18 protein-coding genes and 1 tRNA gene are annotated in these 19557 nt (G+C 74.6%); 11 read left to right on the top strand and 8 right to left on the bottom strand.

Annotated elements, in window-relative coordinates; all coding sequences use genetic code 11:
- Positions 1–120: 120 nt before the first annotated feature.
- Positions 121–1497 (bottom strand): sensor histidine kinase, encoded by a 1377-nt coding sequence (locus ACIPPM_RS11775; protein WP_401445990.1) that lies wholly within the window; start codon positions 1495–1497, stop codon positions 121–123.
- Positions 1494–2198: a response regulator transcription factor gene (locus ACIPPM_RS11780; protein WP_393913696.1), complete on the bottom strand. Its 705-nt coding sequence runs from the start codon at positions 2196–2198 to the stop codon at positions 1494–1496. The genes ACIPPM_RS11775 and ACIPPM_RS11780 overlap by 4 nt, the downstream gene beginning before the upstream one ends.
- A 121-nt stretch (positions 2199–2319) precedes the next feature.
- Here ACIPPM_RS11780 and ACIPPM_RS11785 point away from each other — a divergent pair, with 121 nt between their 5' ends.
- A complete protein-coding gene (locus ACIPPM_RS11785) occupies positions 2320–2847 on the top strand; it encodes a hypothetical protein (RefSeq protein ID WP_401445993.1) in 528 nt (175 codons plus the stop codon).
- Between the two features lie 64 nt (positions 2848–2911).
- Positions 2912–3775, top strand: coding sequence for an LLM class flavin-dependent oxidoreductase (locus ACIPPM_RS11790; protein ID WP_401445996.1), 864 nt, complete (start codon positions 2912–2914; stop codon positions 3773–3775).
- A gap of 31 nt (positions 3776–3806) precedes the next feature.
- On the opposite strand, the gene ACIPPM_RS11795 is transcribed toward ACIPPM_RS11790, so the two are convergent.
- Both ACIPPM_RS11795 and ACIPPM_RS11800 read right to left on the bottom strand, forming a co-directional pair.
- The gene (locus ACIPPM_RS11795) at positions 3807–4673 is read right to left on the bottom strand and encodes a spermidine synthase (RefSeq protein ID WP_393596730.1); all 867 of its coding nucleotides are present in this window, start codon (positions 4671–4673) and stop codon (positions 3807–3809) included.
- Positions 4674–4760: 87 nt separating this feature from the next.
- Complete coding sequence (locus tag ACIPPM_RS11800) at positions 4761–5168, bottom strand: hypothetical protein (RefSeq protein ID WP_401445998.1); 408 nt, start codon at positions 5166–5168, stop codon at positions 4761–4763.
- Positions 5169–5433: 265 nt separating this feature from the next.
- Between ACIPPM_RS11800 and ACIPPM_RS11805 the strand changes: the two genes are divergently transcribed.
- Positions 5434–6864 (top strand): hypothetical protein, encoded by a 1431-nt coding sequence (locus ACIPPM_RS11805; protein ID WP_401446000.1) that lies wholly within the window; start codon positions 5434–5436, stop codon positions 6862–6864.
- Positions 6865–6869: 5 nt separating this feature from the next.
- Here the strand turns inward: ACIPPM_RS11805 and ACIPPM_RS11810 are convergent, their stop codons facing one another.
- A complete protein-coding gene (locus tag ACIPPM_RS11810; RefSeq protein ID WP_401446002.1) occupies positions 6870–7466 on the bottom strand; it encodes a histidine phosphatase family protein in 597 nt (198 codons plus the stop codon).
- 215 nt (positions 7467–7681) lie between these two features.
- Between ACIPPM_RS11810 and ACIPPM_RS11815 the strand changes: the two genes are divergently transcribed.
- The 7 genes from ACIPPM_RS11815 (at position 7682) to ACIPPM_RS11845 (ending at position 13906) form a co-directional block, all read left to right on the top strand.
- The gene (locus ACIPPM_RS11815) at positions 7682–8635 is read left to right on the top strand and encodes a phosphatase PAP2 family protein (RefSeq protein ID WP_401446004.1); all 954 of its coding nucleotides are present in this window, start codon (positions 7682–7684) and stop codon (positions 8633–8635) included.
- Positions 8532–9725 carry a hypothetical protein gene (locus ACIPPM_RS11820; protein WP_401446006.1) on the top strand — a complete coding sequence of 398 codons (1194 nt, stop codon included), beginning with the start codon at positions 8532–8534 and terminating at the stop codon, positions 9723–9725. The genes ACIPPM_RS11815 and ACIPPM_RS11820 overlap by 104 nt, the downstream gene beginning before the upstream one ends.
- Positions 9716–11314, top strand: coding sequence for a hypothetical protein (locus tag ACIPPM_RS11825; protein WP_401446009.1), 1599 nt, complete (start codon positions 9716–9718; stop codon positions 11312–11314). The genes ACIPPM_RS11820 and ACIPPM_RS11825 overlap by 10 nt, the downstream gene beginning before the upstream one ends.
- Positions 11311–12648: an AAA family ATPase gene (locus tag ACIPPM_RS11830; protein ID WP_401446012.1), complete on the top strand. Its 1338-nt coding sequence runs from the start codon at positions 11311–11313 to the stop codon at positions 12646–12648. The genes ACIPPM_RS11825 and ACIPPM_RS11830 overlap by 4 nt, the downstream gene beginning before the upstream one ends.
- A 114-nt stretch (positions 12649–12762) precedes the next feature.
- A complete protein-coding gene (locus tag ACIPPM_RS11835; RefSeq protein WP_399710496.1) occupies positions 12763–13134 on the top strand; it encodes a hypothetical protein in 372 nt (123 codons plus the stop codon).
- Between the two features lie 75 nt (positions 13135–13209).
- Positions 13210–13842, top strand: coding sequence for a bifunctional DNA primase/polymerase (locus tag ACIPPM_RS11840; RefSeq protein WP_401446015.1), 633 nt, complete (start codon positions 13210–13212; stop codon positions 13840–13842).
- Positions 13833–13906: transfer RNA gene (locus ACIPPM_RS11845), tRNA-Lys, on the top strand. The genes ACIPPM_RS11840 and ACIPPM_RS11845 overlap by 10 nt, the downstream gene beginning before the upstream one ends.
- Positions 13907–13969: 63 nt before the next feature.
- On the opposite strand, the gene ACIPPM_RS11850 is transcribed toward ACIPPM_RS11845, so the two are convergent.
- Positions 13970–15184 carry a M6 family metalloprotease domain-containing protein gene (locus ACIPPM_RS11850; RefSeq protein WP_401446453.1) on the bottom strand — a complete coding sequence of 405 codons (1215 nt, stop codon included), beginning with the start codon at positions 15182–15184 and terminating at the stop codon, positions 13970–13972.
- Between the two features lie 393 nt (positions 15185–15577).
- Between ACIPPM_RS11850 and ACIPPM_RS11855 the strand changes: the two genes are divergently transcribed.
- Positions 15578–17407, top strand: a complete 1830-nt coding sequence (locus ACIPPM_RS11855; protein WP_401446017.1) for a putative bifunctional diguanylate cyclase/phosphodiesterase — start codon at positions 15578–15580, stop codon at positions 17405–17407.
- Positions 17408–17436: 29 nt separating this feature from the next.
- Here the strand turns inward: ACIPPM_RS11855 and ACIPPM_RS11860 are convergent, their stop codons facing one another.
- The gene (locus ACIPPM_RS11860; RefSeq protein ID WP_401446020.1) at positions 17437–18525 is read right to left on the bottom strand and encodes an LLM class flavin-dependent oxidoreductase; all 1089 of its coding nucleotides are present in this window, start codon (positions 18523–18525) and stop codon (positions 17437–17439) included.
- A gap of 105 nt (positions 18526–18630) precedes the next feature.
- Positions 18631–19362: a decarboxylase gene (locus ACIPPM_RS11865; protein ID WP_388994039.1), complete on the bottom strand. Its 732-nt coding sequence runs from the start codon at positions 19360–19362 to the stop codon at positions 18631–18633.
- Positions 19363–19557: the final 195 nt, after the last annotated feature.

The following is a 19557-nucleotide window of genomic DNA, read 5'->3' on the forward strand; positions in this document are numbered from 1 at the left end:
GGGGGTGGTGGCAGCACGCTATCGACGCGGAAACCGGCAATCGGCCTATCAGGGACGGTGGTTGAAAGGCTTAGGGTCCGCTTAAGGAAGGCATCGGGACCGGTTAAAGATCGGGACCGGTCAGCGGGTGGGTATCAGCTTGCGCCGCCTGCGCACGGCGCCCCGGTGGCCGCGTCCGGCGGGCTTGCGGGCGTCCAGCTGGAGCCAGATCCGCACCTCGGTGCCGCCCAGCACGGAGGAGCCGATGCGGACGTCGCCGCCCGTGGACTCGGCGAGACGGCGCACGATGTCCAGTCCGAGCCCGGTCGAGCCCGCCGCACCGGAACCCCGGCCGCGGGCCATCGCCGCCCGGGGGTCGGATATGCCGGGGCCCGCGTCGGAGACCAGCACGATCACCGCGTCCTCGGCGTGGTGGACGTCGACCGCGAAGGCGGTGCCCTCCGCGGTGTGCCGGAAGACATTGCCGAGCAGGGCGTCCAGCGCGGCGGCCAGGTCGGCGCGGGCCACCGGCACCCGTACCGGCCGCTCCGCTCCGGCCACCCGCCACTTGCGGCCCTCGTCCTCGGCGAGCGCCGACCAGAACTCCATGCGCCCGCGCACCACTTCGGCCACGTCACAGCCCGTGCCCGGTCCCACGGCCGCCGTCTGCGGCTTGGCCTCGCGGGCGGTACGGATGATCGTGTCGACCTCGCCCTCCAGCTGGGCCACGGCGGCCCGGGTCTGGTCGGCGGCGGCACCGGCGCCCAGCGAGGCGGCGTTCAGCCGGAGCACGGTGAGCGGGGTGCGCAGCCGGTGCGAGAGGTCGGCCGCCAGTTCCCGTTCGTTGGCGAGGAGCTGGACGACCTGGTCGGCCATGGAGTTGAACGCGACCGCGGCGAGCCGCAGTTCGGTCGGCCCCTCCTCGGGGACCCGGGCGCCGAGCTGCCCCTCGCCCAGTTCGTGCGCGCCCTCCACCAGCCGCCGGGCGGGCCGCACCATCCGCACCCCGAGCCGGTCGGCGACCGCGACGGAACCGGCGATCAGCGCGAGCCCCACGGCGGCGAGGACCGCCCAGGCCGTGCCCACGCCGTTGCTCATCGCGGCCTCGGGCACCCACACCTCGACCACGGCGATGGCGCCGGAGCCGAGCGCGACCGGCTGAAGCAGCGCGGAGCCCCCGGTGACCTCGGTGGTGGAGGCCCGGCCCATCCGGCGCACGGCCTCGATGTCCCGCGCGGCGGCCCGCCCCCGGCCGAGGTCGAGCGCGCCCCGGCCGCCGTCGGCGGGCAGGTGCACGGACATCCCGGAGTCTGCCCCGGCCGCCGCGACCACCCGCTCCAGCTCACCCCGGTCGGTGGTGATGGACAGCGCGGGCGCGACGGCGGCGGCCTCGCGCTCCGCGCCCGCGAAGGCACGGTCGCGGGCCATCTCCTTCACGACCAGGCCCAGCGGGACGGCGAAGGCGACGACGACCATCGTGGTCACCGCCAGGCAGACCTTGACCAGGGCCCATCTCATCGGGGCTCCCCCACGGCGGGCGGCTCCAGCTTGACCCCGACACCGCGCAGGGTGTGCAGATAGCGGGGCCGGGCCGCCGTCTCGCCCAGCTTGCGTCTGAGCCAGGACAGATGGACGTCGATGGTCTGGTCGTCGCCGTAGGACTGCTGCCAGACCTCGGCGAGCAGTTCCTTGCGCGGGACGACCACACCGGGGCGGCCCGCGAGGAAGGCGAGCAGGTCGAACTCGCGGCGCGTCAGGTCGAGTCGGGCGCCGTCCAGCTCGGCCTGGCGGCGCAGCGGGTCGACGGTGAGGCCGCCGACCCGGATCACCGGCGAGGGCGGTGCCTCGGCGGCACCGGAGCGGGAGCGGCGCAGCACGGCGGCGATACGGGCGGAGAGGTGCTCCACCGAGAAGGGCTTGGTCAGGTAGTCGTCCGCGCCGTCGTTGAGCAGCCGGACGATCTCCGTCTCGTCGTCCCGCGCGGTGGCGATGATGACGGGCACGTCGGTGATGCCGCGCAGCATCTTCAGCGCCTCGGAGCCGTCCAGGTCGGGCAGGCCGAGGTCGAGTATGACCACGTCGAACCGGAGATGGGCGACCTCGCGCAGCGCCTCCAGCGCGGTGCCGACGCTGCGCACCACGTGGGCGGCGTCGGTGAGATGCCGGATCAGCGCCGAGCGGACGAACTGATCGTCCTCGACCACGAGCACACTTGCCATGCGCCGCACCGTACGCCATGCGCACCTGCCAAGTGTTGGCCTGTGGACAACTCCCTGTGCACACCTGTGGACAACTGGGGTCGCCTGCGCGGCGGGTGGCGGCTGGGGCAGTATGGCCCCGATGCGCAGAGGACTCGTACACGTACTGGCGTGGCTGCTGGCCACCGCGGCGGCGACCACGCTGTCCTGGTGGGGCGTGCACACGGTGATGGCGGGCACCGCGTACGACCCCCCGCGCGCCGTGCCGATCACCGCGGCCGAGGCGGCGGCCCACGCCTCCACCGCCACACCGCCACCTCCCACGCCCCCCACCCGCAGGCCCACACCCACACCCACGCCCCGCCGCACCACGCCGCCCCCGTCCCCCACCCCGACCCGCGCCACCCCCGCGCCCACTCCGACTCCCCCGGCCCCCACCACCCCCTCCGGCGACGTCAAGGCGTACGACACGGGCGGCGGCCGGGCGGTGTTCGCCCTGGGCCCCGTGAGCGCCACCCTGGTCTCCGCGACGCCGGGCACCGGCTGGTCGATGCAGGTGTGGAAGACGGAGACCTGGATCAGGGTCGAGTTCAGCCGCAGCACGGACCGGGTGACGGTCTTCTGCGACTGGCACGACGGGCCGCCGCACGTGGACGTGCAGACGTACTGATCGACGAAGTGGCCGGTCCCGCAAAGCGGTTGCCGCTCCGTGACCGGCCGCGCATCCTGCTGTGATGCGCTTCTCCGTCAACATCCCGAACTTCGGTGACTTCGCCGACCCGCGCAACGTCGCCACCCTGGCGACCGCCGCCGAACAGGCGGGCTGGGACGGCCTCTTCGTCTGGGACCACGTGCTGCACCGGAGGCACCAGGGGCGCCCCTTCGGAGATCCCTGGATGCTGCTGACCGCGGCCGCGCTGACCACCTCCCGCATCCGGCTGGGCACCCTGCTGACGCCGGTCCCCCGTTACCGCCCGCAGCAACTGGCCCGCCAGGTGGCCACCCTGGACCAGCTCAGCGGCGGCCGGGTGACCTTCGCGGCCGGGCTGGGCGGTCCGGTCAAGGACGAGTACGCCAGCTTCGGCGACACCACCGAGCCGCCCGTGCTCGCCGAACGGCTGGACGAGGGACTGGGGTTGCTCGGCCGCTTCTGGTCCGGTGAGCCGGTGGACCACCATGGCGAGCACTACGAGGTCCGGGACGTGACGCTGCTGCCCGCCACCGTCCAGCAGCCCGGTCCGCCGGTGTGGATCGGCGGATTCTGGCCGAAGCGCGCGCCCATGCGGCGGGCGGCGCGTTGGGACGGCGCGGTACCGCTCTTCGAGTCCGCCCTGCACGGCCAGGTGCCGCACCTGGCGGAGGTGCGCGAGCTGATCGAGTACGTGAACCGGCACCGTCCGGCCGGGGAGGAGCGCCCCTTCGACTTCGTGCTCGGCGGTGCCACACCCACCGACGCGGCGAAGGCCAGGGACCTGGTCGGCCCCCTGCGGGACGCCGGTGCCACCTGGTGGGACGAACGGCAGGACCAGGACGGCCCCGACCTGGACCGCCTCGCCCCGGTGCTGCGCCGCGTCGAGGCGGGACCGCCGGTGCTCTGACGGGCCTCTCGGGGGTCCGTGCCGGGCTCCCTCAGCGGAACACCGACGGCGGCGGAGCCGGTGAGGCCACCGCCGAGGTGTCCGTCACCGGGGCCGCCCCGCCCGTGAAGTCCGTGAGCCTGGGCCCGTGTTCGAGGCGGGCCGGGTGGGGGTCGGAGGCGGCACGGCGGGTCAGCTCGGCCAGCGGGAGCGGGAGGTCGGAGGCGATGAGGATGGCGTTGCCGAAGCGTTTGCCGCGCAGCACCGCCGGGTCGGCGATCAGGGCCAGTTCGGCGAACCGGGCCGCCGCCGTGGCGATCTGGCCGCGCAGGTGGGCGAGCGGCGGCCCGTCGGCGAGGTTCGCGGTGTAGACGCCGCCGGGGCGCAGGGCGCGGCGGACCTCGTCCAGGAACTCGGCGGACGTCAGGTGGGCCGGGGTGCGGGCGCCGCTGAACACGTCGGCGACGATCAGGTCGGCCCAGCCGTCCGGCACCTTGGCGAGCCCCTCGCGGGCGTCGGCCGCGCGCACCCGTATCCGGGCGCCGGGGTCCAGGGGGAGTTCGCGGCGGACGAGTTGGACCAGGGCCGCGTCGCGCTCCACCACCTGCTGGGTCGAGCGGGGCCGGGTCGCGGCGGTGTACCGGGCCAGGGTGAGCGCGCCGCCGCCGAGGTGCACGGCCTGGACGGGCTTGCCGGGCGGGGCGACGAGGTCGATGACATGGCCGATGCGGCGCTGGTACTCGAAGGAGAGGTGTGCCGGGTCGTCGAGGTCGACGTGCGACTGGGGCGCGCCGTCGATCAGCAGCGACCAGGCCCGTGCCCGGTCCGGATCGGGTATGAGTTCCGCGAGGCCGCCCTCGACGGCCTCCACCACGGCTTCGGCGGCCGCTCTGCGCCGGTTGTCCCTGGACCTGCCCATCGGGCCATTCTCGCAGGTGGCGCGGGGGCCCGCCGCACGGCGGGGAGGCTCGGCGGCGGCGGAGGAGCTCAGCTGCGGTGGGGAGGCTCAGCAGCAGCTGTCGGCGGCCTCGATCAGCCGGGCCGCCTCGCCGAGCGCCCGGCGCAGCACGGCCGGGTCGGTGGCGAGGTCGGCCTCGCCGGGCGGCAGCAGCCAGTCCGAGCCCTGCACGGGCGGCTCCGGGGCCAGCCTGAGGCCGCGCCCCGAGGTCCGGACGCAGGTGCTGCCCGGCACGTCCCAGCTGCCCGCCGTGCCGGGCGGGACGAGGAAGCCGAGGGTGTCACGGCCGTCGTCGTGCAGCACCGGGCCCACGCCCTCGGCGGCCTCGCGGCGCAGGATGTCGACGGCCTCCAGACCCTGGCGGGTCGGTACCGTGACGAGGTCGGGCGCCACGTCGCCGCGTTGCCGTGACCACGAAGGCACCGGACAAGGATCGTTGTTCGGACGGGTCTCCATGCCGGCCTCCAGCACGCTGCCTGTTGCGGTCCGTGAGGTACAACGGGCGACCGCGTCAAGGGCTACGGCACAAGTGCGCCGCAAAGGATGGCAGTTCATGGCGGATCGTGGATGAGATATCCGGTTTGTAGCTAAACACTGCGTGTCGGGTCGGACACAGCGGGTACGTTCTTGCCCCGCCGGACCCACGGTGTCACACGGGCAACCATGCCCGTGCGAGGCCGTGTTCCGGCATGGTTCGACGGTTCGCACGAGAGGACCGGCCATGGCGTCGTCAACCGATACCTCGGCGCAGCCCGACCGGCCGCCCCGCCCCAACACCGCCTTCCGGCAGCTGCGCGGCCGCCGTTCCCCGGCGGAGTTCGCCGCCTTGGTGCGGCGCGCGGCGCGGGAGATCGGCGAGCGGGTGAGCTGTGACGCGCGCTACGTCGGGAGAGTCGAGGCGGGTGAGATCCGCTGTCCCAACTACGCGTACGAGCGGGTGTTCCTGCACCTGTTCCCCGGCCGCACGCTCACCGACCTCGGCTTCGCGCCGCGCTCGGCGGTGCGTGGGCGAGGCGCCCGCCCGGCGGCCGCCCCCGCGGCGGCACCGGCCGCGCACGAGCACCCCTACGACCGCGACGCCCCGTACGGCGCCCATCGGCCGTACCCGATCGACCCCCTGAACCACGAGGAGAGCGACGTGCTGCGTCGCGCATTCATGACCGGTACGAGTGCCACGGTGGCGACCGCCGCCGCGCTGGGCCCGCTGGGCATCGCCGGGGACGCCTCGGCGGCCTCGCGGCGGCCGGGTTCGTCGGAGGCGGCCGCCGTCGAGGAGGCCGTCCGGCGCATCCGGCTGCTGGACGACAAGCACGGCGCGGACGGCCTGTACCGGCGCGCGGCGGAGCCGTTGCGTGTCGCGTACGCCCTGCTGGACGCGGGCGCGACCCGGCAGACCACCGCCGAGCGGCTCCACTCGGGCGCCGGTGAACTGGCCATCTCGGTGGGCTGGCTGGCCCATGACTCGGGCCGTTTCGACGACGCCCGCTCGCACTACGCGGAGGCGCTGGCCACCGCCCGGATGACCGGGGACGCGGGCCTGGAGGCGCACGCCTTCTGCAACACCGCCTTCCTCGCGCGGGACGCCGGGCGCCCCCGCGAGGCGGTCCGCTCGGCGCAGGCGGCGCAGCGGGCCGCCCGTCCGCTGGGGTCGCCCCGGCTGATGTCGCTGCTCGCGCTGCGCGAGGCGGGCGGCTGGGCGGGGCTCGCGGACCGCACCGGCTGCGAGCAGGCGCTCGTCCGGGCGCAGGCGCTGTTCGGGCGCGGCATCTCCGACGCCGACCCGGAGTGGATGAGCTTCTACGGCGAGGCCGAGCTGGCGGGTCTCGAGGCGCAGTGCTGGTCGACGCTGGGCGACTGGCGCCGCGCGTCCCGGCACGCCCGCCGCGCGACCCGGCTGCAGGACCCGCACTTCTCCCGCAACATCGCCCTGTACACGGCCGAACTTGCCGACGACCTGGCCCGCGACGGCCACCCGGACGAGGCGGCGGCGGCCGGTCTGCGGGTCCTGGAGCTCCTCGCGCAGGTCCAGTCGTCCCGCATCCAGACCATGCTGGCGGGCACCGCCCGCGTCCTGCTCCCGCACCGCCGTGCCGCGGGGGTCGCGGACTTCCTGGACCGGCACGCCTCGCTGCCCCGGCCCCGGCGGGGGTAGCGCCCCTAGCCCGCCAGGTGCCCCGTGTCGTTCCAGCTCTCGATCGCCGGTTCGCCGTACGCCCAGCCGAGGGTGGACAGGGAGGTGGGGTTGAGGCGGAGGCGGGCGGCGAAGTCGAGGGGGAGGCCGAGCCAGCGGGCGCCGATGGAGCGCAGGATGTGGCCGTGGGCGAAGATCAGGACGTCGCGGTCGGCGGAGCGGGCCCACCGCACGACCTCGTCCGCGCGGGCGGTCACCTCGGCGAGGGTCTCGCCCTCGGGTACGCCGTCGCGCCAGATCAGCCAGCCGGGGCGGACGGCCTGGATCTCGGTGGGCTTCATGCCCTCGTAGGCGCCGTAGTCCCACTCCATGAGCGTGTCCCACGCCTCGGCGCGGTCGCCGAACCCGGCCAGCTCACAGGTCTCGTGCGCGCGGACCAGCGGGCTGGTGCGCACCTCCACGTCCGCGAAACCGGCCGGCGGGGTCTGCCGCAGCCGTTCGCCGAGCAGCTTGGCCCCGCGCCTGCCCTCCTCCAGGAGCGGCACGTCGGTCCGGCCCGTGTGCTTGCCGGACAGCGACCAGGCCGTCTGTCCGTGCCGGGCCAGCAGGATGCGCGGTGCCATGAGGAAACCTTTCCGGAAGCGGGACGCCGAATGGACGCCGGGGAAACGCGATGCGCGGTCCTTCCATCATCGCGCACCCCGCGCGCGGGCAACCCGCAGGGCGATCCGGGCGTCTTCGAGAGCCGGAACGCCCGCGCGGACGGGCGGCCCGACACCGTAAGGTGTCACGGCGCCCGCGGGGGGTGCCGAGCAGTGCGAAGGGGGAGGGCGATCGGATGCGGCAGACCGAGGCAGCGAACACCGGGGCGGAGCCGCGTACCCGCCCGCGCTGGTGGACCGAACTGCCGCTGATCCTTCTGGTCTACGGCTGCTACACCGCCGGTCGGCTCCTCGCCCGCGGGGACGTCGCCTCCGCGGTGGACCACGGTCTGGCCATCCTCCGCGTCGAGCAGGCGCTGTATCTGAACGCCGAGCACCCGCTGAACCGGCTCTTCACGGCCGAGCCCTGGATAGGGGTGCCGGCCGACTTCTGGTACGCCTCGCTGCACTACCTGGTCACGCCCGCGGTCCTGGTCTGGCTGTTCCGGTTCCGTGCCGAGCACTACCGGGCGGCCCGCACCTGGCTGATGACGTCGACGTTCATAGGTCTCATAGGCTTCACCCTGCTGCCCACCTGCCCGCCCCGGCTGCTCTCCCCCGGCCACGGCTTCGTGGACACCATGGCGCACTACAGCGCGTACGGCTGGTGGGGCAGCGAGGCCAGCGCCCCGCGCGGCATGGGCGGCATGACCAACCAGTACGCGGCGATGCCGAGCCTGCACGTCGGCTGGGCCCTGTTCTGCGGGGTGATGCTGTGGAAGTGCGGCCGTACCCGCTGGGCCAGGATCGCCGCGATCGGCTACCCGCTGCTGACCGCGATCGTGGTCATGGGCACCGCCAACCACTACTTCCTGGACGCGGTCGCGGGCGCGGCCGTGATGGGCGCCGGGCTGCTGTTGGCCCCGTTCGTGACGCGGGCCGCGACGGCCGCGCGGCTGCGGCTGACCGCCTGGGCGGCCCCGCTCACGGCGGCCGGAAACACCGGTCCCGCTCCGATTGTCAGTGACGGATGCCAGACTTCCGCGGGTGAGCGAATTCCACGGCAGCGCGAGTCGCGGGTCGACCCCGCGGCCGGAACCGACGCCTCCCCCAGCGAAGCCGGGGACGGCGCTGCGGCACCGGCTCGCTGAGCTGCGCGGTCCCGACGTCCCGGCCAAGGCGCTGGACGCGCGCGCCCTCGCGGCGCTCGCGGCCAACCCGGGCTGCCGCAGACGCGCGATCCTGGACGGCGCCGGGGTGGACAAGGCCGCGCTCGCCGGCGCGCTGGGCGCCCCCTCGGAGTACGGGCAGTCCCAGTTCGCGCTGATCCGGGGCAACACCTTCGAGGCCCGCGTGAAGGCGGACGGCGGGGCCGAGCTGCTGCGGCTCACCCACACCCTGCTGGACCCGGCCGCGGAGGCACCCGCCGGGGCGTCGGTGCCGGACCTGAGCGCACCGGGCCCCGAGGGGCGCACCGCGCGTACGGCGCTGGCGCTGCGCGAGGCGGTGGAGGCGGGCGGCTGGACGCTGCTGGACCACCCGATGCTGGCGCTGGACGTGGCGGGTTCGCCCGCCTTCCTGGAGCCGGACGCGGTCGTGGTGCACCCCGACGGCGGCTGGACGGTCGTGGAGATCAAGTCGTTCCCGATGCTGGACGGCTCGGCCGACCCGGCGAAGGTGGGCGCGGCCGCCCGCCAGGCGGCGGTGTACGTGCTGGCGCTGGAGGCGGTCGCGGCCCGGCTGACCCCGCCGCCCGCCGTGCGGCACGAGGTGCTGCTGGTGTGCCCGAAGGACTTCTCCAACCTGGCCACCGCCCGCGCGGTCGACGTACGCGCGCAGCGGGCGGTCACCGCGCGGCAGCTGACCCGGCTGACCCGGGTGGAGACCATCGCGGAGGAGTTGCCCGAGGGCACCTGCTTCGACCCGGAGCGCCCGGCCGGTGAGCTGACGGCGGCCGTCGACGCGGTCCCGGCGACCTACGCGCCCGAGTGCCTGTCCTCGTGCGAGCTGGCCTTCCACTGCCGGGAGCGGTCCCGCGCGGCCGACGCGGTGACCCGGCTGGGCCGTCCGCTCCGCGCCGAGCTGGGCGGTCTGGGCACCGTCCAGGAGGTGCTGTCGGCGGCGCGCGGCGAGAGCGGCGACCCGGACGATCCGGTGGTGGCCGCGCTGCGCCGGGCCGCCGCCCTGCGCGCCGAGGCGCTCGCCCGCGCGGCGGACCGGGAGGCCGTGCCGTGTCCCTGATCGCCACCCTGGCCCGCCTGGAGGCGGTCGCCACCGGCCGGGCCCAGCCCGCCGCGACCGTCCGGCACCGTCATCTGTCCGACCGCCCGCTGGTGTTCGTGCCCCTGACCACCGCCGGTGAGACGGGCGCCCCACTGGGCGCGCTGGTCGGCACCGACCGGGACGCGCCCCGGCTGCTGGTCGTGCCGCAGCCCCGTGACCGTGATCTGCGGTTCGCGTTCCTCGCCGAGCTGGCCAACATCGTGCTGCCGCACCTCGACTCCTGCGCGGAGGCGGTGGAGACGGCCGAGCGCACCGACACCGACCCGGAGACCGGCAAGCGGGTCAAGGTCGAGGTCGACCTGTGCGTGGACGCGCCCCAGCTCGTGGTGCCGAGCCGCGCGGGCCTGGACCTCGTCCGGCTGCTGGGCCGCTCGATGCGGTTCCGGCGTACGGCCGAGCAGGAGCCGGAGACGCCGTATCCGGCGCCGCCGCGCGTGCCGTTGCTGGGCCGTTGGCTGACGCACTACGGCGAGCGGTCCCGGGTGCCGGGTTCCTCGCTGCTGCTGGCGCTGACCGACGCACTGTCCCGGCACTGGGCGACCGGTCAGTCCGTGGTGGAGGACCAGCATCTGGGCGCCCTGCTGGCCTGGATCGACCCGCCCGAGGGCGAGACCGGCGCCGAGGCGGCGGCCCGCGCGGAGCGGGAGCGGGACGCGGCGGGCCAGCTCCAGTGTCCTCCGGCGGGCCCGGCCACCGACCCGGCGTTCGACAACAAGCTGCTGGCCCCCGCCATCGAGCGGTACGACCGGGCGCGCACCGCGCTGGCCGCCGCCGAGGACGCCCCGGGCGCGGAGGACCTGCTGACCGCCCTCACGGCAGCCGAGCGGGACATCCGCGAGCTGGTCGAGAGCCGTACCCGGCCGACCTGGGACGCCGTCTGGCGCGGGCTCGACCTGCTGCGGACGCTCCCGGAGGGCGGGCACGTCGAGCAGCGGTGGACCAGGGACCGCTGGTCGTTCACCGCGCACCGGGACCGGATCACGGCGGGCGAACCCCCGCAGCCGCGCCGGGACGACGCGGTGACCGCGGCGAACAAGCTGGCCACGCGGGAGCGCGAGCAGGCCCGGCTTGAGGCGCAGGAGGCGCTGGACGACCCGCTGGTGATGGCGGCCCGGCGGCTGGCCGGGGAGGCGCTCGCGGGCGAGGTGACCGAGGTGGTCATGGCGTACAGCGAGGGCAAACGGCCGAGCCCGCGCCCGCTGGTGACCGTGCGCACCGAGGACCGCCCGCATCTGGGTGCGCGCGCCAAGGTGTACCGCTCGCTGAACGGCAAGCCGCAGACGGCGGAGTTCGCCGGGTACGAGGGCGCGCCGGAGGACGGCGTGCTGGTGCTGCGGATCATGGACAAGATGGGCCGGGGCAAGGAGCCGGAGGCCGGTTCGGTGCCGGAGAAGGGCGACGCGGTGTGCTTCACGCTCTTCGAGCACGAGCAGCGCGGCGGCGCCAAGCTGCCCGACCCGGAGCAGACCCCGTGGACGCACGGCGGGCCGCCCGGGGCGCCCGTCGCGGAGGTCCCGGACGGGGTGACCGAGGAGGACGTGCTGTGACGACCGTGGACTTCGACCCGGCGGCCGCCGCCACGCGCGCCACGGACGCGATCCTCGCCGACACCCTGCACGGCACCGAGCGCGGTGTCGTGGTGGACTCGCCGCCCGGCGCGGGCAAGTCGACGCTGGTGGTCCGGGCCGCGCTGGAGCTGGCCGAGGCGGGCCGCCCGCTGATGGTGGTGGCGCAGACCAACGCCCAGGTGGACGACCTGGTGCTGCGCCTCGCGGAGAAGAACCCCGACCTGCCGGTGGGCCGCCTGCACAGCAGTGACACCGACGCCTACGACAAGGCGCTGGACGCGCTCCCCAACGTCCGTACGTCGGCGAAGGCGGCCGACCTGGCCGGTATGCCGGTGGTGCTGTCCACGGCCGCGAAGTGGGCGCATGTCTCGGTGGACGAGCCGTGGCGGCACGCGATCGTCGACGAGGCGTACCAGATGCGCTCGGACTCGCTGCTGGCCGTGGCCGGGCTGTTCGAGCGGGCGCTGTTCGTGGGCGACCCCGGCCAGCTGGACCCGTTCTCCACGGTGGGCGGCGACCAGTGGGCGGGCCTGTCCTACGATCCGTCGGCCTCGGCGGTGTCCACCCTGCTCGCGCACAATCCCCGGCTGCCGCAGCACCGGCTGCCGGTGTCCTGGCGGCTGCCCGCGTCGGCGGCGCCGCTGGTGTCGGCCGCGTTCTACCCGTACACGCCGTTCCGCAGCGGGACCGGGCACGGGGAGCGGCGGCTCGCCTTCGCGGTGCCGTCGGACGGGTCGGGCCCGGACCGGGTGATCGACGAGGCGGCGGAGTCCGGCTGGGGGCTGCTGGAGCTGCCCGCCCGGCACACCCCGCGCACCGACCCGGAGGCGGTGCGGGCGGTGGCCCTGGTGGTGCGGCGGCTGCTGGACCGAGGGGGCGCGGCCGTCTCGGAGCGCGCGGAGACGCCGACGCCGCTGACCGCCGACCGGGTCGCCGTGGGCACCGCCCACCGGGACCAGGCGGCGGCGGTCCGCGCGGCGCTGGCGGACCTGGGCGTGGTGGGCGTGACCGTCGACACCGCGAACCGGCTCCAGGGCCGGGAGTACGACGTGACGGTGGTCCTGCACCCGCTCTCCGGCCGCCCGGACGCCACCGCGTTCCACCTGGAGACCGGCCGCCTGTGCGTCCTGGCCTCCCGGCACCGGCACGCGTGCGTCGTGGTGTGCCGCGCCGGGGTGAGCGACCTGCTGGACGAGTACCCGTCCACGGAACCGGTCCAGCTGGGCACCCTGGTGAAGTTCCCGGACGGCTGGGAGGCGAACCACGCGGTCCTGGCCCACCTGGCCGAACACCGCGTCCCGTACCGGCCCTGACCGTCGGTGCATGCCTGGCCCTGGGGCCCTCTTGCACCGGCGCGGGACAATGGACGGTGGTCCGGCCTCAGGCGGGGCCGAGTGCAAGCGAACGTACGAGGAGGAGATGAAGACATGGCGGAGCCCTCGCCGCGTCGGAACGAACCGCGGCTACGCCCCGCGCCCCTGCTCTTCGAGCCCGCGGAGGCGGCCGCCGATCCGGAGCACTTCTTCGACCTGGAGTCGATGGACGATCCGCGCGCCCTGTTGACCCGGGCCACGGAGCTGACCCAGGCGTTCCGCGCCGCGGCCGACCGGGCCATGGAGTTCCAGGCCGTGGCGGCGGCCCAGCTCGCCGACCCGCGCCGGTTCGACCGGCTGACGGCGGCGGACATCGCCGAGCGGGCGGAGTGGACCGAGGACTACGCCAAGAAGATGGTGGAGTTCGGCCGGGACCTGCTGCGGGGCGCGGACCCCGAGGGCCGCCGGGCGGCCGATCCGCACTAGCGAGGCACCTGCCAGGTAGCGGCCCCGCGCATCTGGCATATGCCAGGCGGGCAAGATACCCCCTCCCGCCCCCTCGTGTCCCCAATTTCCGCAACCCAGGGAAACCGCCCGCTCACCGCCGGTAGACCTGTGTGCATGACCAGTGCGCCGGACGTCACCGCCGCCACCGCCGAGGGAGCCGCCTGGCTCGCCTCCGCGGGCACGTATCCGCGCAGCACGCTCGCCTTCTGGGAGGAGCGGCCCGGCGCCCCGGTCGTGCTGCCGTGCGGCACGGTCTTCGACGTGGTGAGCGCGCCCGCGGTGTTCGGGCGCCGGATGCTGGACCGGCTGTGGGAGGAGGGGCCCGGCTGCGGCCCGGTCGCGGTGCACCGGGGCCGGACCCTGCTGTTCGCGGCACCGGGCACCGCCCAACGGCTGCCCTCGCTGCTGGCCTGGGAGGAATGGGGCCCGCGCACCCACGCCGTCCCGCCGCTGCTGTGCCATGGCACCGGGGACGCGGTGACCGTCCCGGCGCTGGAGGGAGACTCCGGGACCACCCCGGCGGGCTCCCGCTGGCTGGTCGCCCCGGACACCCGGCATCCCTGGCTTCCCGGCCCCGAGGTGATGCTCTGGGCGGCGGTGCGCGCGGCCCGCGTGGCGGCCCGGATATCGATTTTTCCTCCCGCCGACCAGGGTGCTAAGGTCTACGACGTCAGCAGGCGCCGCTAGCTCAGTTGGTTAGAGCAGCTGACTCTTAATCAGCGGGTCCGGGGTTCGAGTCCCTGGCGGCGCACAGACAACGAAGGCCCTCGCGCGAGCGGGGGCCTTTCGCGTACCCCGCCTCTCGTACCCCGCCTCAGCCGCCCACCCCCGGCGTGATCCGTACCGTCCACGCCCCGGCGGCCGTGCGCTCCTCGACCTCCACCTTCACCCCGTCCCCCGGCACGGTGAAGCTCTCCCCCAGCGACACCGGGGCGTCGGCCAGCGGCGGATAGACGGAGTTCTCCCAGCACGCCTCGGTGTGCGGATGCGCGTCCACCACCTCGATCGGGCCGTCCCCGGACGCGACGTCCGCGCGCACCCGGTAGACGAGGATGCCCTGCTTGCACGCCGTACGGTCGTTGCCCGCCGGGTTCCGGGCCTCGAAGGCGAGGGCACTGTCGGGGCCGGTGCGCACCACGGCGAGCTTGGTGCCGTTGCCGAGCCCGAAGGCCGGGGTACCGGAGGCGTCGCGCACCGGGACGCCGGGCCCGGCCGCGAGCGGCTCCAGGGTGAGCCGGGTCGGGCCCGCACCCCGGACGCAGGCCACCTGGCGGGGGTCCAGCCAGCCCAGCTTCCACTTGTGCCAGCCGAACAGATCCGGGGCCTCGCCGAACTGGCTGCCCATCAGGTCCCAGTCGCCGACATGGGTGTCCCAGTCGTCCTTGGAGTCGGTCGGGCGGTGGTAGAGGTCGGGGAGGTCGAACGCGTGCCCGGTCTCGTGGGCCAGCACCAGCCGGTCGGGCGGATGCTGCTCGAAGACCGTGACGACCCGGCGCACGTCGGTGCCGTCCAGCCGGACGGGCGAGTCGAGGTTGACCACCTTGGTGGCGTCGGAGTCCACGCCGGGCGCGTCCGGGTCGGCGACCAGGTAGACCACGTCGTAGCGGGAGAAGTCCAGTGCCTTGTCGGCCACGGCGAACGCGTCCCGCAGATAGGCGGCGCGGTCCGCGGCGCCCCAGTCCCGTTTTATGGCGTACGCGGTCGACGGGCGCGGCATCCGCAGCCAGCGGTCCAGCGGGTGCGGGCGCAGGGTGAAGCGGCCGTAGGACGCCTGCTCGAAGTAGCGGCTGGTGGCCGGGAAGTGGTCGGCGGTCAGTTCGGCGGGGGTGGTGCGCGGGGCGGCGTCCGGGAACGACAGGAAGACCAGGGCGGCGTCGAGCCGGCCGTCGGGGCGGGGGTAGGCGGAGTTCCAGGTGTCCAGGCCCTCGGAGTGGTGGGCGTCGGTGCGGTGCAGCGCGCAGGGCTCGGGCGAGAAGCCGTCGGCCACCGAGGGGCCGGTGAGGATCGAGGTCGCGGCGAGCGCCGACATCGTGGTGGCCACGGCGGCGGTGCTGCGCAGCTTGGGCACGTCTGGGACCTCCGGTCGCGGTTCGCGGGACACCGCCACCCAGACTGTGTGCTTATGTTGCGCTATGCCCTGTTTACCTGAACCGGAAGGGTGAGTACGCCCGTTTGCGCCCCTGCGGTCGCTCCCGCGGTCACCCCGGCGGCCACTCCGGTGGCCGACACCCCGAACCACTCACGGAACGTCACAAGTGGTCGTGGGCCTCAAGAACCCGTCCAGGTCCGGGCAGAAACGATCTGTCAGGAGGGTGGGTCGGTCGGGGAGACTGGAGACCGGCTGGAAGGGGCCGGGACCAGCCTCTATGATCGGCACACTTTCCGGCACGGACTGGGATCGAGTGCACTGCGGGAGCGAGCGGTGAGCGGAACGTCCGAAGGGCCGACGCCCGCGGCAGACCTCGACCGGTCAGCCGTGACAGACGGTGACCACATGACCTACCACCGGGTCTTCACGACGGCCCCGCTCCCCATGGCCGTGGTGACCCCCGACGGGCTGGTCGCACACGCCAACACCGCGCTGGGAGCGCTGCTGGGCACGTCCGCCGAGGCGCTGGCCGGACGCCCCGCCGCCGACCTGGTCGACCTGGCGCCCGACCCGCGCACCCGGCACGCCTACCGCGAGGTGCTCGGCGGCCGCCAGGACCGGCTGCGCTGCACCCGGCGCCTCAAACAGCCGGACGGCGACCCCGTCTGGGTGCGCATCACCGTCACCCCGCTGACCGAGGGCACCCCGGGCGCCCTGCTGTCCGTCTCCGACATCAGCGCCCGCCGTGAACTCCAGGCGCGGCTGCGGCACTTGCGCATGCACGATCCGGTGACCCGGCTGCCCAACCGCACCCTGTTCTTCGAGCGGCTGTCGGCCGCGCTGGAGGCGGAGCCGGAGGACGGCACCGACAGCGGCACCGGGCGGATCGGCCTGTGCTGTCTGGACCTCGACGGGTTCAAGGCGGTCAACGACACCCTGGGCCACCGCGTCGGCGACCGGCTGCTGGAGGCCGTGGCCAAGCGGCTGACCCATGTGGCCGAGGAGACCGAGGGCGCGCGGGCGGGTGCCCCGCTGGTGGCCCGGCTCGGCGGCGACGAGTTCGCGCTGCTCGTGGAGGACTCCACCGGCACCGAACAGCTCTCCGACCTCGCCGCCTCCGCGCTGCGGGCGCTGGAGGAACCCTTCGACCTGGCCGGACGACGGCTGTCGCTGACCGCGTCCATCGGGGTGGTCGAGCGGCACACCGCCGGGACGACGGCCACCGGTCTGATGCAGGCCGCCGACACCACGCTGTACTGGGCGAAGGCCGACGGCAAGGCCCGCTGGACCCTGTTCGACCCCGAGCGCAACGCGCACCGCGTCACCCGGCAGGCCCTGTCCTCCACGCTCCGCCCGGCCATCGAGCGCGGGGAGTTCGCGCTGGAGTACCAGCCGCTGGTCGGCATGGAGGACGGGCGGCTGAGCGGGGTGGAGGCGCTGGTGCGCTGGCATCACCCGCAGTTCGGGATGCTGACGCCGAATCGGTTCATCCAGCTGGCCGAGGAGGACGGCTCGATCGTGCAGCTCGGCCGCTGGGCGCTGGTCACCGCCTGCCGCCAGGCCCGGCAGTGGCAGCTCGCCCATCCGGACGAGCCGCCCATCTTCGTCAGCGTGAACGTGGCCGTGCGCCAGGTGTGGGACTCCGACCTGGTGGCGGACGTGGCGGGCACGCTCAGCGAGACCGGGCTCGCCCCGCAGCTGCTCCAGCTGGAGCTGACCGAGTCGGCCGTGATGGGTTCCGGCGGCCGCCCGATCCAGGCGCTCCAGGCCCTCAGCGACATGGGCGTACGGATCGCGATCGACGACTTCGGCACCGGCTACTCGAACCTGGCCTACCTCAGCCGCCTCCCGGTCTCGGTGCTGAAGCTGGACGGGTCCTTCGTGCGCGGCTTCCAGTACGAGGGCGGTGATCCGAGCCGGGCCGGTACGACGGCCAACCCGGCCGACGAGGTGATCGTGGAGGCGATGATCCAGCTGGCCCACCGGCTCGGGCTGACCGTCACCGCCGAGTGCGTGGAGACCTCGGCGCAGGCCACCCGGCTGCGCCGGATCGGCTGTGACACCGGGCAGGGCTGGCTGTACTCCCGCCCGGTGCCACCGGACCGCATCACGGAGCTGCTGGGGGGTGTCTCGTCGGTGAGGCCGGCCGCGAGCCCGGCCTGACCGACGAGACACCCCCCAGGGGTGCGGAGTTACGCGGCGGGCAGGCCGTAGGCGTCGGCGATCAGCTCGTAGGAGCGCAGCCGCAGTTCGCCGCGGTGGGCGTGGCTGGTGAGCATCAGCTCGTCGGCGCCGGTGCGCTTCTGCAGGTCGTCCAGCCCGGAGCGGACCTCGTCGGCGGTGCCGTGCACGATGTTGCGGGTGAAGGAGGACGCGAACTCCTCCTCCATCGGGCTGAATTCGTGCCGGGCGGCGTCCTCGGGGTCGGGGAAGAGTCCGGGACGGCCCATGCGCAGCCAGAGCATGTTCAGCGCGGTCGCCCGCACCTGGCGGCCCGCCTCGGCCTCGTCGTCGGTGGCGAGCGCGGAGACACCGATGAGGGCGTAGGGCTCGGCCAGCACCTCGGAGGGGCGGAACGTCTCCCGGTACAGGTCGAGCGCCGGGACGGTGTTCTGCGCGGAGAAGTGGTGCGCGAAGGCGAAGGGCAGGCCGAGCATTCCGGCCAGCTGGGCGCTGAAGCCGGAGGAGCCGAGCAGCCAGATCACCGGCCGGTGCGCCGACTGCGTGCCGCCGGGGGTGCTGCCCTGCACCGGGCCGGGGATGGCGTGGATACGGGCGTAGGGGTGCCCGTCGGGGAAGTCGTCGTCGAGGAACCGGGTCAGCTCGGCGAGCTGCTGCGGGAAGTCGTCGGCGCCCTCGTTCAGGGTGTCGGAGCGGCGCAGCGCGGCCGCCGTCGCCCCGTCCGTGCCCGGCGCCCGGCCGAGACCGAGGTCGATGCGGCCCGGCGCCATGGCCTCCAGGGTGCCGAACTGCTCGGCGATGACCAGCGGGGCGTGGTTGGGCAGCATGACGCCGCCCGACCCGAGCCGGATGCGGTCGGTGTGGGCGGCGAGGTTCGCCAGGATGACGGCCGGCGAGGAGGAGGCGACGCCCGGCATCGAGTGGTGCTCGGCGACCCAGTAGCGGTGGAACCCGCGCGCCTCGGTGAACCGGGCCAGCTCCACGCTGGTGCGCAGCGCGTCGGTGGCGGTGCTCCCGGCTCCCACGGTGACCAGGTCGAGTACGGAGAGGGGGACGGGGGCGGTGCCGTGCACGGCACCCCGGATCTCGTCTGCCGGCACGGTGGAAGCCTCCTGTTTACGGCGTGCTCTGTCCTGCGTGCCGTAACAGGAGGCTGTCCCCGCTTATTCCCCCGGCGGGGCCGGGCTCCTGGTCGGACTCCGACGTCAGAGCTGTGCGACGGGCTCCCGGGTGAAGAGGGTGCCGAGGGTGTCGGTGTGCAGTCGGCGGTCGGCCAGCCGCAGTCCCTCCCACACCGAGACCTGGGACGCCGTGAGCACCGGCTTGCCGAGCGCGGCCTCCAGCGCGGACAGATGGGCGGCGGTGCGCAGCGCGGTGTCGGGCAGCAGCACCGCCTCGGCGTCCGGGGTGTCGGCGGCGCGGGCCAGGGCGAGCAGTTCCGCCTCGCCGCCGTCCACGGCCCGCTCGGCGGTCAGGGCGTCGGGCTCGTCGGTCCCGGTCACCTCCAGGCCGCCGTCGGTGAGGAACGCGCGGAAGAGCGCGGCGGTGTCCGGCGGGTAGGCGTGGGCGACGGCGACCTTGCGGACGCCGAGCGCCTGGGCGGCGTGCACGAAGCCCAGCGAGGTGGAGGAGGCGGGGAGTCCGGCCTGCCGGGCCAGTTCCGTCGCCTCGGTGTGCGCGTCCTTCCAGCCGTGTGCGAAGCCGCCCGCCGGGCTCGTCCAGACCACCGCCTCGGCGCCGGTCAGCCGCAGCCCCTCCATGGCCGCGGTGAGCCGTCCGGCGAAGTCCGCGCCGTGCAGCGGGTCCACCGCGTGGGCGTCCTCCCCGGTGCCGGTGTGCACCAGGTCCAGCCGGACCGCACCGGCGAGCAGTTGCTCGACGCGTGGGTAGTCGTCCTCGCCGCGATGGCCCGGGCAGAGGAATCCGATTGCTGTCATGTCGGCCTTTCTCCGTGTTACTCAGGGCTGTTCCCTGCGTCTTCCCCCGCTTCCCGCGAGGGAGCCCCGCGTGGCCCGCACGGCGGTACGGGCACCCCCGCTCCGGGTGCGGGTACCCAGCGGAGGCCGGATCGTCCCCTGGAGGGCGCGGCCCGTTGACGGCGCCGGGGGCGCGTGCCAGCGTGGGCGACCGCG

This window comes from Streptomyces sp. NPDC090119 (assembly GCF_044747085.1).
In the GTDB taxonomy this organism is placed as follows: Bacteria; Actinomycetota; Actinomycetes; order Streptomycetales; family Streptomycetaceae; genus Streptomyces.